At 63.4% G+C, this 11663-nt stretch carries 12 protein-coding genes; 9 read left to right on the forward strand and 3 right to left on the reverse strand.

Annotated features, from left to right (window positions below):
• The first annotated feature begins 240 nt into the window (after nucleotides 1–240).
• From clpB to Mrose_RS02465, 5 genes are all read left to right on the forward strand, one after another.
• Nucleotides 241–2805 carry an ATP-dependent chaperone ClpB gene (clpB, locus tag Mrose_RS02445; RefSeq protein ID WP_119275848.1) on the forward strand — a complete coding sequence of 855 codons (2565 nt, stop codon included), beginning with the start codon at nucleotides 241–243 and terminating at the stop codon, nucleotides 2803–2805.
• Between the two features lie 146 nt (nucleotides 2806–2951).
• A complete protein-coding gene (locus Mrose_RS02450) occupies nucleotides 2952–4106 on the forward strand; it encodes a VLRF1 family aeRF1-type release factor (protein ID WP_119275849.1) in 1155 nt (384 codons plus the stop codon).
• A 131-nt stretch (nucleotides 4107–4237) separates the two neighbouring features.
• Nucleotides 4238–4657, forward strand: coding sequence for an Hsp20/alpha crystallin family protein (locus Mrose_RS02455; protein WP_119275850.1), 420 nt, complete (start codon nucleotides 4238–4240; stop codon nucleotides 4655–4657).
• 84 nt (nucleotides 4658–4741) lie between these two features.
• On the forward strand, nucleotides 4742–5368 hold the full coding sequence (locus Mrose_RS02460; RefSeq protein WP_119275851.1) for a rhomboid family intramembrane serine protease: 627 nt from the start codon (nucleotides 4742–4744) through the stop codon (nucleotides 5366–5368).
• Between the two features lie 230 nt (nucleotides 5369–5598).
• Nucleotides 5599–6888 carry an NAD(P)/FAD-dependent oxidoreductase gene (locus Mrose_RS02465; RefSeq protein WP_182482636.1) on the forward strand — a complete coding sequence of 430 codons (1290 nt, stop codon included), beginning with the start codon at nucleotides 5599–5601 and terminating at the stop codon, nucleotides 6886–6888.
• 73 nt (nucleotides 6889–6961) lie between these two features.
• On the opposite strand, the gene lpxA is transcribed toward Mrose_RS02465, so the two are convergent.
• From lpxA to Mrose_RS02480, 3 genes are read right to left on the reverse strand one after another with little or no spacing between them, the layout of a single operon-like run.
• Nucleotides 6962–7750, reverse strand: a complete 789-nt coding sequence (gene lpxA / locus Mrose_RS02470; RefSeq protein WP_119275852.1) for an acyl-ACP--UDP-N-acetylglucosamine O-acyltransferase — start codon at nucleotides 7748–7750, stop codon at nucleotides 6962–6964.
• Between the two features lie 6 nt (nucleotides 7751–7756).
• Complete coding sequence (gene fabZ, locus Mrose_RS02475) at nucleotides 7757–8185, reverse strand: 3-hydroxyacyl-ACP dehydratase FabZ (protein ID WP_119275853.1); 429 nt, start codon at nucleotides 8183–8185, stop codon at nucleotides 7757–7759.
• A gap of 7 nt (nucleotides 8186–8192) precedes the next feature.
• Nucleotides 8193–9164 carry a Gfo/Idh/MocA family protein gene (locus tag Mrose_RS02480; RefSeq protein WP_119275896.1) on the reverse strand — a complete coding sequence of 324 codons (972 nt, stop codon included), beginning with the start codon at nucleotides 9162–9164 and terminating at the stop codon, nucleotides 8193–8195.
• Between the two features lie 175 nt (nucleotides 9165–9339).
• Between Mrose_RS02480 and gmk the strand changes: the two genes are divergently transcribed.
• The 4 genes from gmk to Mrose_RS02500 all read left to right on the forward strand — a co-directional run bounded on the left by gmk (nucleotide 9340) and on the right by Mrose_RS02500 (nucleotide 11656).
• On the forward strand, nucleotides 9340–10008 hold the full coding sequence (gene gmk / locus Mrose_RS02485; protein ID WP_119275854.1) for a guanylate kinase: 669 nt from the start codon (nucleotides 9340–9342) through the stop codon (nucleotides 10006–10008).
• Between the two features lie 31 nt (nucleotides 10009–10039).
• On the forward strand, nucleotides 10040–10369 hold the full coding sequence (rpoZ, locus tag Mrose_RS02490) for a DNA-directed RNA polymerase subunit omega (RefSeq protein ID WP_119275855.1): 330 nt from the start codon (nucleotides 10040–10042) through the stop codon (nucleotides 10367–10369).
• Nucleotides 10370–10573: 204 nt separating this feature from the next.
• Nucleotides 10574–11032 (forward strand): arginine repressor, encoded by a 459-nt coding sequence (argR, locus tag Mrose_RS02495; protein ID WP_119275856.1) that lies wholly within the window; start codon nucleotides 10574–10576, stop codon nucleotides 11030–11032.
• 6 nt (nucleotides 11033–11038) lie between these two features.
• Complete coding sequence (locus tag Mrose_RS02500) at nucleotides 11039–11656, forward strand: MarC family protein (protein ID WP_119275857.1); 618 nt, start codon at nucleotides 11039–11041, stop codon at nucleotides 11654–11656.
• The last annotated feature ends 7 nt before the right edge of the window (nucleotides 11657–11663 follow it).

Genomic DNA, 11663 nt, shown 5'->3' on the forward strand with positions numbered 1-11663 from the left:
GTCGCTGAGAAGCTTCGGACTTCCAGATATAGATATGGCACCACCCCACATCTGCTAACGTTTGATGAGCAATTAGGTGGGGCGGCGAAGGCTTTGGTCAGGTTGTACGGGGCAGGATAATCCCCTCCAACCTCCGAAGGTCTATACTATCTCCAGCTTATATCAAGTTATTTCGCTCATTAGACTTGACAATATTACGCTCAAGTATCATGATAAAACTACTGCGACGGAGGCTTTGACATGAATTTGGAGAAGTGGACCGAACAGGCGCGTCAGGCGGTGGCTCAGAGCCAGGTGCTGGCCAGGGAGATGAGCCACTCGCAGATCGACGTGCCCCACCTGGCGGCAGTGCTGCTGCGAGACTCAGCGGGGCTTCCGGCCAGGATCGTGGCCAGGGCTGGGCTGAGTCCGGAGGCGGTGTACAAGGCTGCCCAGAGCGAGCTGGGCAGGCTGCCGCGCATCAGTGGGGCCGAGGCGGGGCAATACCTCTCGGGCAAGCTCAACGGCCTGTTTGGACGGGCCGAGGCACTGGCCGCCGAGCTCAAAGATAGCTACGTGGCAGTGGATACCCTGCTGCTGGCGCTGGCTGAGACCGGCTTCGCAGGGCTCGAGGCTGCCAGAGTCAAAGCGGCCATGCTCGAGGCCAGAGGAGGGAGGAAAGTGAACTCAGAACACGCTGAAGGGACGTACAACGCGCTCGAGCAGTACGGCATCGACCTGACCAAGCAGGCCGAGGAAGGCAAGCTCGACCCGGTGATCGGGCGCGACGAAGAAATCAGGCGCACCATTCAAATCCTGCTGCGCCGCACCAAGAACAACCCCGTGCTCATCGGCGATCCGGGGGTAGGGAAGACGGCCATCGTCGAAGGATTGGCCCAGCGCATCGTCAAGGGCGACGTGCCGGAGGGGCTCAAGGGCAAGCGCATCATCGGCTTGCAGATGGGCTCGCTACTGGCCGGGGCCAAGTACCGTGGCGAGTTCGAGGAGCGGATGAAGGCGGTGATCCAGGAAGCCGTTCAGAGCGCCGGGGAGATCATCCTGTTCATCGACGAGTTGCACACCATCGTGGGCGCGGGCAAGGCCGAGGGCGCGGTAGACGCGGGCAACATGCTCAAGCCCGCGCTGGCGCGGGGTGAGCTGCACATGATCGGGGCGACCACCCTCGACGAGTACCGCGAGATCGAGAAGGACGCTGCCCTCGAGCGCCGCTTCCAGCCGGTGTTCGTCGATGAGCCCAGCCTCGAGGAGACCGTGAGCATCCTGCGCGGCATCAAGGAGAAGTACGAGGTGCATCACGGCGTACGCATCACCGACTCCGCCCTCATCGCCGCCGCGCAGCTCTCGCACCGCTACATCACCGACCGCCGCCTGCCCGACAAGGCCATCGACCTCGTGGACGAGGCCGCGGCCCGGCTGCGCATGGCGCTGGAGTCGAGCCCCGAGGCCCTCGACTCGCTCAACCGCAAGAAGCTGCAACTCGAGATCGAGCGCGAGGCGCTGAAAAAAGAGACCGACCCCGAGTCGCGCATACGGCTCTCCGACATCGAGCGCGAGATCGCCGAGCTGAGCGAGGAGATCACCAAGCAGCGTGCGGAGTGGGAGGCCGAGCGCGAAGTGATGAACCGGCTGCGCGCGGCCCAGCAGAAGCTCGACGAGGTGCGCACGCAGATCGAGCAGGCCGAGCGGGCTTATGACCTCAACAAGGCCGCCGAGCTGCGCTACGGCGAGCTACCCCGTCTCGAGGCCGAGGTACAGCAGCTTTCGCAGCAGATGCAAAGCGCCAAGTTCGCCCGCCCCGAGGTCTCGGAGGAGGACATCGCCGAGATCGTCGCCCGCTGGACCGGCATCCCCGTGAGCAAGCTGCTCGAGGGCGAGCGCGAGAAGCTTTTGCGCCTGGAGGACGAGCTGCACCAGCGGGTAGTGGGCCAGGACGAGGCCATCCTGGCCGTGGCCGACGCCATCCGCCGGGCTAGGGCCGGGCTCAGCGACCCCAAACGGCCCATTGGCTCTTTTCTGTTCCTGGGGCCTACCGGCGTGGGCAAGACCGAGCTGGCCAAGACCCTCGCAGCTACCCTCTTCGACACCGAGGAGGCCATGGTGCGCATTGACATGACCGAGTACATGGAGAAGCACTCGGTCTCGAGGCTGGTGGGGGCCCCGCCCGGCTACGTGGGCTACGAGGAGGGCGGGCAGCTCACCGAGGCCATCCGCCGCCGCCCTTATGCCGTCATCCTCTTCGATGAGGTGGAGAAGGCCCATCCCGACGTGTTCAACATCCTACTGCAAATCCTCGACGATGGGCGCCTGACCGACGGACAGGGCCACACGGTGGACTTCCGCAACACCGTCATCATCCTCACCTCCAACCTCGGCTCGCCGCTGATCCTCGAGGGCATCCAGTCGGGCCTGAGCTACGAGGGCATCCGCGAGCGGGTCATGGGCGTGCTGCGGCAGAACTTCCGCCCCGAGTTCCTCAACCGTCTCGACGAAATCGTGGTCTTCCGCCCGCTCTCGCGCGAGCAGATCGCCCAGATCGTGGAAATCCAGCTCAAGAACCTGCGCGCGCGGCTGGTCGAGAAGCACATCAGCCTCGATCTCTCCTCCGAAGCCCTGGACTTCCTGGCCGAGCGCGGCTACGACCCGGTGTTCGGTGCACGTCCTCTGAAGCGGGTCATCCAGCGCGAGCTCGAGACCCCGCTCTCGCGCAAGATCCTCTCGGGCGAGGTCGGCGAGGGAGCCAACTTGTGGGTTGACGTCGGACCGCTGGGCTTGACCTTCGAGCTCAAGAAAGCTGTTCAGGCCTGAAGAGGGTTACACTGAGGGTAGACACTCAGCTAAGCGATAAGCGCTGAGCAGGAAGCCACAAGTTCCAGCGGTTGGCGTTAGGTGTTCGACGCATTGCGTACGGCCTAAAGGTAACCACGACAGGATGCGAACTCGAGGAGGCCTGTATGCTCAACCAGGAGAACATTCGCCGCATTCACGAGCAGATCGCCGCGAAACCCGCCCCCATGCTCTCGCTCTACGTTGACATCAACCCGGCCAACCCCAGCAACTCGGGTAGGGCCTACCTGACCAGGGCCAAGGAAGCCATGAGGGTCCTGGGAGTGCCTGAAAAGGTGCTCGACCGGGCCCTGAGCGCGATGGAGAGGCTACCGGAGGGACGTCTGCGGGCGGTTTTCGCCGGGGAAGACTGGGTAGAGGCTTACGACCTCCAGACCGAACTACCCCTGCCGGACGGGGTCGAGGCCCGTTGGGGCGAACCTTACCTCACCCCCCTGATGTACGCCCTCGACGAGTACGAGCGCTACGCGGTGGTGTTGGTGGACCGGGAAAAGTGGCGGCTCTTCGAGCTGCACATGGGGCGGGTGGAGGAACTCGAGGGAGCCTTCCGGGCGGTTGCCGCCAATGAGTGGCGCGACCTAGGAGAGGACGCTACGGCAGCCGGGGGGCGCAGCGCCGGTCCCGGAGCCGTGGGGTACGTAGGCCGGGCCTCGGGGGGCAGTGGCAAGGATCGCTTCAACGAGCGCATGGGCGAGTGGACCGAACGCTTTTACCGGGAGATGGCCCAGAGGTTGGCCGAAACCATGAAAACCAGGGGCACTAGACGGCTCATTCTTATGGGACCTGACCCCGACACCAAGAACTTCGCCGCTCACCTGCCGAACGGCCTCCCCGAACCCTACATCCTGCCCTCCATGCCGCACTCCAGAGTCGGCCCGGGGGAGGTTCTCAAGGCCCTCGAGCAGCAGTTGCCTCTGCTCGAGCGTGCCCGCGAGGAAAAGCTCCTCGATGCCATTCGCGAGCGGGGCATCTGGGGCTTGCAGCAGGTGCTGGAAGCTTTGCAGGAAGGGCGCTTGCACCTGCTGGTGGTGCCCTGGGGTCTGGAGGTGAGGGTGTTCCGCTGCGCCTCGGGCAGGGTAGAGCTGACCCGTGAGGCCGCCGAAGCCTACTGCCCTGGAGAGAAGCTGGAGGAAGTCTCCTTGAAGGAGGTCCTGCCCACCCTGGCCCAGGCCTACAACCTGCGGCTGGAGATCGTTCACGGCGAGGCTGAAGCCCGCCTGCGTGAGGAGTTTGGCGGCTTAGCGGGCCTCGTTCGCTGGTGAGGTGGCTCGCGGGGGCCCGCTTCATCTCAAGGCCAGGGTAGTCTCCTGGCCATAATTTTTTATGGTTTGCTATGGTCAATAAACTTGACAATATAACACTCAAGTTTTATTATTCAAACAGGAGGTAAACGATGGTACGCTTTGACCCCTTCAGAGAAATCGAGGAGATTCAGGAACGCCTGTTCCGCAACTTCGGCCTGACCCGCCCCGAGAACGGCAACCGCACTTATGCTCCCCTGGTTGACGTCATGGACGATGCCCAGGGCCTGCACTTCGCCATCTACCTGCCCGGCGTCGAGCCCGGCAACGTTGAGCTGACTACCGAGAACAACACTCTCAGTGTTACGGCCCAGCGGCCCTTCAACCGGCCCGAGGGGGTGCAGCAGTACCGCCTCGAGGGCGCCTATGGCACCTTTGCCCGCAGCTTCACCATCCCCAACACCTACGACCTCTCCAAGGTGAGCGCCAACTTCAAGCATGGCGTGCTCTACGTAGACATCCCCAAGGCCGAGGCTGCCCAGCCCCGCAAGATTGACGTGCAGGTGGGCTGAGTTTCGAGCCTCGAGTCCTCTATCCCGGCGACTCCTGCCGGGATTTTTGTTTTTGACCTGCGCTTGGACCTGTAAACTTGGCCCATGTTCCCCCTTTACGACATCAATCGCCCGCGCCGCCGGGCGGTTTTGGTACCCGTGCTGGTCGTCGCCAACCTGCTGGCCTTCGTGTGGGAGTGGGTACTCAACGATCCTGGGGCCATCATCTACGCCTACGGCTTCATTCCTGCCAACTTCTTCGCCGACTCCCTGGCTGAGTGGCCCACCCTTTTCACCAGCATGTTCCTGCACGGGGGGATTGGGCATCTGGTGGGGAACATGTGGTTCTTGTGGGTCTTTGGGGATAACGTCGAGGACCGCCTGGGGCGTGGAAGGTTCCTGCTGTTCTACCTGCTAGGGGGTGTGGGAGCGGCGCTGGCCCAGGGCCTCGTTTCTTATGGAAGCGACGCACCCATGATCGGAGCCTCGGGGGCGATTTCCGCAGTGCTCGGGGCCTACATCGTGCTCTACCCCGGTGCGCTGATCGTGAGCCTGCTGGGCTTTTTCCCCATCCTCATTCCAGCCGTGATCTATCTGGGGCTGTGGTTTTTGCTGCAGCTGTTCCAATCCTTTGGCGGAGTTCCGGGGGTCGCTTTCTGGGCTCACATCGGCGGCTTTGTCGTGGGCGTGGTGTTGATTCGGGTAATGGCTCCCGCCTGGCGGCGGCGTTGAGGGCCGGAAGCAAAGCACGTTGAGTTGGGTCCAGCCTCTCGCTGTGGTGGGTTGTTGCACCCGATGTTGCGGAGCAATTGTGAAATCTATACCACTGTGACTTGTGAAAAGAAGTACATTTGTTCTCGAGGGACATTTGTCCCCACACAAGAGTCCGGGGAAGGCCGCCATACTCGCACAACATTAAGCTGACGCCTCTGCCTGGATTCCTGAATGAAGGAGGAGGCCAGATGGCCGAGAAACACGTCGTCGTACTGGGTGCTGGATTCGCAGGTCTCAACGCCGTGCGGGAGCTTTCGCGCGAGCCTTCGGTGCGGGTTACGCTGGTAGACCGCAACAACTACCACCTTTTCCAGCCCTTGCTGTATCAGGTGGCCTCGGCGGGCCTCGAGGCCCCCCAGATTGCTTTCCCGGTCCGGGCTTTCCTGCGGCGGCACAAGAACGCCCGCTTCTTGCTGGGAAACGCCGAGGGGATTGACCCCAGGGCCAGGGTGCTGATGGTCGAGGGCAGGCCGGTGCCCTACGACTACCTGATCGTAGGTTTGGGCACGAGGACCAACGACTTCGGGCTGCCGGGTGTGGCGAAATACGGTTACGCCCTGAAGACCCTCGATGACGCCATGCGCATTCGTGATCGCCTGATCTCGGCTGGCGAGGAGGCCAGCCGTACCGCAGATCCCCACCGCCGTAGGGCCCTCCTGACCATGGTGATCGTGGGGGGTGGGCCGACCGGCGTGGAGCTGGCTGGGGCGCTGGGCGAGGTGCGCCGCCACGTGATCCCCCGGGACTTCCCCGGCGTGGACTTGCGTGAGGTGCGGGTCATCCTCATCGAAACCGGCAGTCGGCTACTCGATGCTTTCGCACCCTCCTCGGCCCGCTATGCCCAGCGCTTCCTCGAGCGGCTGGGCGTGGAGGTGTGGCTCGGTGAGCGGGTGGTGGAGATCCGGCCCGACGGGGTCAGGCTGGAGAGCGGCAAGTTCATCCCCACCTTCACCGCCGTCTGGACTGCCGGGGTAACCGGGCAGGGGATCCCCGGCCTACAGGTCGTGCGGGGCAACCGGGTCGCCACTACCCCTGAACTCTATGTGCCTGAGCACCCCGAGGTCTACGTGGCGGGCGACATGAACTTCCTGGAGTACAAAGATGGCCGCCCCTACCCGCAAGTAGCCCCCACGGCCATGCAGCAGGGCCGCCTGGCTGCGCAGAACATCCTGCGCGAGCTGCGGGGGGAAGAGAAGAGGGCTTTCCGCTATTTCGACAAAGGCAACATGGCGACGCTGGGCCGCAATGCCGCAGTCGCCGAAATTAAGGGGCTTCGCCTGAGCGCTTTCCCGGCCTGGGTCGCCTGGTTGGGGGTGCATCTTTACTACCTGGCCGGTTTCCGCAACCGCCTGATGGTGCTGGGCAACTGGGCTTACAGCTACTTCACCTACGACTACGCTGTGCGGGTCATGCACCACCGCCACGAGTTCCCGGCGCTAAAGACGCCTCTGGAACAACCGGCGGAGATGGGTGCTTGAGGATAGCCTCAAGCACGCCGATGGCCAGAGCGCGCTCAACGTCGCTTGGCGTTTAGGATTGAACGTCTTATGGCTACCCCTCCCAATCCGCATCGTGCTGGACGAAACGAGCGATGCCGCGCTTGCTGGGGCTGGCGAGGAAAGCGCGAAGCTCGAGCACCTCTGGGGTTTCGGGCAGATCCTCGGGGAGGGAGTTGCCAGCACGCAGGGCGCGGAAAGCCCGCTCGAGGGCCTTGTAACGTTCTCCGTTCACGCCGCTGCGCCGCAGGCCCACCGTGTTGAGCCGGTAGTGGATGGCCGGAACCTCGGTGGCCAGGGTGAAGGGCAGGATGTCCTTACGGGCGCCCGCCATGCCCCCGAGCATCGCGCCCGCCCCGATGCGCACGAACTGGTGTACTGCTGCCCCACCGCCGATCACCGCACCCTTGCCCACGCTGACGTGACCGGCCAGCATGACGTTGTTGGTTAGGATCACTCCGTCGCCAACCTGGCAATCATGGGCCACGTGACTGTAGGCCATCAGGTAACAGCCCGTACCGATGCGGGTAGGGCAGTCCTCGCGGGTCGAGCGGTGCAGGGTGACCCCTTCGCGCAGGATGGTGCGGGCTCCTACCTCGAGCCAGCTTTCCTGCCCCTTGAAGCTCAGGTCCTGGGGCTCCCCGCCCAGCACCGCGTGGGCTCCCACCCGGACCTCTTCGCCCAGGCGCACGTAGGGCAGGATTACCGCGTGTGGCCCGATCCGAACCCCGTCGCCGACCTCGCAGGGCCCCTCGATAACCGCGTAGGGGCCGATCTCGACCCTGCCAAGCAATCGGGCTTTGGGTGAGACAACCGCCGTGGGGTGAATGAGGGTGTGGGTCATGATGGCTCAGCCCTCGCTGCGCAGCACGAAGGTCAGGGTAGCTTCGGCCCGGACCTCACCCTCCACCTTGGCTTCAACCTTGACCTTGCCCAAGCCCCGGCGGTATTGCAAAAGCTCGCCCTCGAGGATCAGGCTGTCGCCGGGCGTTACCGGTTTGCGGAAGCGCGCCTCCTCGACCCCTACCAAAAACACCAGGCCCCCAGGCTTGAACTCCGGCTGCTTGGTGACCACTGCCACCGAAGCCTGGGCCATGGCCTCGAGGATCAACACTCCCGGCATGATGGGGTAGCTGGGGAAGTGGCCCTGGAAATGGGGCTCGTTGAAGGTCACGTTCTTGAGGGCCCTGAAGCGCTTCTCATCGGCCTCGAGCACCCGGTCGATGAGCAAGAAGGGGTAGCGATGGGGCAGGAATTGCAGAATTTGCGTGATATCCATGACAGGTTCACCTGGGATAGGGCATCACCCTCCTGTCCTGCGGCAAGGAGTTGAGGGCCTTGGAAAGCTCGAGGGCCATCTCGAGGGCCAGCAGGTCGTCCTCGAGGGTTACCAAGGGAGGATCGTCGCGCTGGATACGATCGACGAAATGCTTGAGTTGGCGGCGCAGCGGGTTTTCGTTGTGGATGGAGGTGCGCTCGACGTGCACGTGGGTGGGGCCGCCCAGTTCGCCGTTGCTCATGGCGCGGTGGATGGACAACTCGGTGTAGGGGTCGTTGGTGAAGTCCATGCGCACTACCTCGCCCGGCTGGGCGATGGTCAGCGAGCGCTCGGGTTGAGGAGAGACCCGACTGGCGGTGAGCACGGCCTGGGTCCCGGAGGGAAACTCGAGCACCGCGTGGGCATACTCGTCGCGCCCGTCGAGGGCCTGGCCCACCACCGTGTAGCGCATGGGCTTTTCCCGCAGAAGCAGCAGGATGAGGTCCAGGTCGTGGATCATCAGGTCGAGGATTACCCCGATGTCCCGGATGCGGCGGTTGTTGCTCACCCGCCTGGCCTCGATCACCCAGGGATTCCCCAGCAGGTTGGGCAGATCCGCCACCGCCTGGTAGAAGCGCATGATGTGTCCCACCTGAAGCACCAGGCCCCGGCGCTCGGCCAGTTGCACCAGCTCGCGGGCTTGCTCGAGGGAGGGGGTCATGGGTTTTTCCACCAGCACGTGAACGCCGGCTTCCAGGAATAGCCGCGTTTGCTGGTAGTGATGGGAAGTGGGGGAGGCGATGCTTACGGCCTGTACCTGGCCTAGCAAGGCTTCGGGGTCGGCGTAGGCGGGTACTTCGAGGTCTTGCTCAATAACCCGCCGTCGCATGGGGTCAGGATCGGCCACGCCCACCAGCTTGACTCCCGGCAGGCCCGCATAGATCTGAGCGTGGTAGGTCCCCATGACCCCCACGCCAACCACGCCAACTTTTAGCTCCATGGCCACCTCAGTAGGGGCATATCTGACATCGCCAGCATCATAACACCCACACTTCAATCCGCCAGGCTGAACTGAACCTGAAATTGTCTACACGCATATCTCGTTCCGCCTTGTGTGGCCGCGGGGGCTCTGGTAGGATGCCGTGGTTTGCAGTAGTTCTCCGGGGGAGAAAGCTGTGGCAAGAGGAACGCTGTTTGTGATGACGGGGGCCTCGGGGGTGGGCAAGGGCACCATCCGGGCTCAGGTAATGGGCTACTTGCACAGAAGCCTGCACTACTCTATTTCGATGACCACCCGCGCGCCGCGTCCTGGCGAAAAGAACGGCCAGGACTACTACTTCGTCAGCAAGGAGGAGTTCGAAGCCCGTATCGCCCGCAATGGCTTCCTCGAGTACGCCGAGTTCGTGGGCAACTACTACGGCACCCCCCGCGAGCCGGTGGAGGAAGCCTTGAACAAGGGGCTCGATGTTCTGCTGGAAATCGAGGTGCAAGGGGCCTTGCAAGTCGCCAAGCAAGCGCCCGACGCGGTGATGATCTTTATCGTTCCACCCTCGCTCTCCGAGCTGAAGCACCGCTTGCTCCTACGAGGCACCGAGAGCCTGGAGAAGATCGAGAAGCGCCTGGCCCAGGCCAGGCGTGAGATGGAAGCTGCCCACAACTTCCACTACGTGGTGGTCAATGACGAGCTGGGCAGTGCGGTGAACGATTTCATGGCGATTATCCGCGCCGAGCGCCTGCGTTATCCCCGGATGAAGGAGGCCATCGCGCAAGCCCTGACCCACGACCCGGAAATTGACGCAGAAAATGCTGTACTGGAGGAAAAAATTCGCAAGGCGGGATCTTGACAGAGTGAGGAGGGGTGGTCAAAATCGGGGCGTGGCCGAACCTGGTATTGATTATCTGCTGAGCCTGACCGACTCTAAGTACCGACTCACCGTAGTGGTGGCCAAGCGCGCCCAGCAACTGCTGCGCTACCAGTTCAAGAACACCGTCCTCGAGCCCTCCGAGTGGCCCAAGATGCGCACCCTGGAAGGGGAGAAACCCGACCCCAACGCGGTGACGTGGGCCATGCAGGAACTGCGGACTGGCCGCTTGAGCATTGGTGAGGGCCTGGTGCCCGAGGACCGCCTTTCGCGCATGCTCGACCAGATGTACCCCCGCGAAGTCCCCGAACCCGTCGCCGACCGCGAGCGGGACCGGGATTAGAGAAAACAGTAAGCGAGGGCGAGCCACCTGCTTGCCCTATAGGGGCTTTTGGCTATCGGCATATTTGTGTGAATACGGTCCGATGGGTATCGACTATCGATATCGACCGTCGGCACGTTTGTACGATGCATGACTTCTAGCAAGGAGCACTTCCTTGCATAAAAATGATGTATACTCACCTGCGCAAACCGCAGAGGGATCATTATGGCAAGCAAAGAACAGCGTCACCGGGCCATTCAGGAGATCATCTCCCAGGAGAATATCTCCACCCAAGCCCAACTAGTCGATCGACTGCGCAAGCGTGGCTATGCGGTGACCCAGGCCACCGTGAGCCGGGACATCAACGAGATGCGGCTGGTGCGTATGCCCATGGGCCGGGGTCGGCATAAGTATGCGCTCGCGGCGGTGACCCTGGCCGAGGACGTGGAGGAGGAACTGCGGCGCATGTTCCGCGAGATGGTGCACGACGTGGACCGGGGGGAAAACATCCTGGTGTTGCGCACTGCCGACGGACATGCCACGGGGATTGCCTTGCTGCTGGACCGCCTCGCGCGGGACGAGATCGTGGGGACGCTGGCCGGGGAAGATACCATCTTCATCGTGACCCGCAGCGCCAAGGACGCCGAGCGGCTTCAGAATGACCTCGAGGGCTACCTCGAGTAGGCTCACATGCTGGAACTGGCGAGCAAGGCCTTCCTGACGTTCTTCGTGGTCATCGACCCGGTGGGGGTGGTGCCGATATTCGTGGCCCTGGCGGGGAACCGCCCCCGCCCCGAGCAGCTTCGCATCGCCCGCAAGGCCATCCTGGTTGCGGGCGGGGTGATCTTGTTCTTCGCCCTGGTCGGAGGCCCCTTGCTCGAGCGCTTGGGGATCAGCCTCGAGGCCCTGCGCATCGCCGGGGGGATCCTGCTTTTCCGCATCGCCGTGGACATGGTCTTTGCCCACTGGGAGCGCGAGACCAAGGAGGAGCAGGACGAGGCCAGGGAGCGCTCGGACGTCTCGGTCTTCCCGCTGGCCATCCCCCTCATCGCCGGGCCGGGAACCCTGGCCAGCGTGCTGATTCTGGCGGGCGAGTCGCGCAGGGTCGAGTTCGGGCTGTGGATCGTGCTGGGCATGGCCGCGGTGGTGCTGGTGATGGCCTATTTCCTTCTGCGGGCCTCGAGCCGCCTGCGCTTCTTGCTGGGCCGCACCGGCATCAACGTGATCACGCGGGTACTTGGGCTGCTGCTGGCCGCCCTGGCCGTGCAGTACGTGGCCGACGGGGCACGGGCCTTTTTGGAGAGCTAGCTGCATC

Origin of the sequence: Calidithermus roseus (assembly GCF_003574095.1) — a bacterium.
Lineage (GTDB): Bacteria > Deinococcota > Deinococci > Deinococcales > Thermaceae > Calidithermus > Calidithermus roseus.

Excerpts from the sequence above, each read along its gene's own strand:
- clpB (WP_119275848.1), top strand. The coding sequence starts at position 241 with ATGAATTTGGAGAAGTGGACCGAACAGGCGCGTCAGGCGGTGGCTCAG.
- Mrose_RS02450 (WP_119275849.1), top strand. The coding sequence starts at position 2,952 with ATGCTCAACCAGGAGAACATTCGCCGCATTCACGAGCAGATCGCCGCG.
- Mrose_RS02455 (WP_119275850.1), top strand. The coding sequence starts at position 4,238 with ATGGTACGCTTTGACCCCTTCAGAGAAATCGAGGAGATTCAGGAACGC.
- Mrose_RS02460 (WP_119275851.1), top strand. The coding sequence starts at position 4,742 with ATGTTCCCCCTTTACGACATCAATCGCCCGCGCCGCCGGGCGGTTTTG.
- Mrose_RS02465 (WP_182482636.1), top strand. The coding sequence starts at position 5,599 with ATGGCCGAGAAACACGTCGTCGTACTGGGTGCTGGATTCGCAGGTCTC.
- lpxA (WP_119275852.1), bottom strand. The coding sequence starts at position 7,750 with ATGACCCACACCCTCATTCACCCCACGGCGGTTGTCTCACCCAAAGCC.
- fabZ (WP_119275853.1), bottom strand. The coding sequence starts at position 8,185 with ATGGATATCACGCAAATTCTGCAATTCCTGCCCCATCGCTACCCCTTC.
- Mrose_RS02480 (WP_119275896.1), bottom strand. The coding sequence starts at position 9,164 with ATGGAGCTAAAAGTTGGCGTGGTTGGCGTGGGGGTCATGGGGACCTAC.
- argR (WP_119275856.1), top strand. The coding sequence starts at position 10,574 with ATGGCAAGCAAAGAACAGCGTCACCGGGCCATTCAGGAGATCATCTCC.
- Mrose_RS02500 (WP_119275857.1), top strand. The coding sequence starts at position 11,039 with ATGCTGGAACTGGCGAGCAAGGCCTTCCTGACGTTCTTCGTGGTCATC.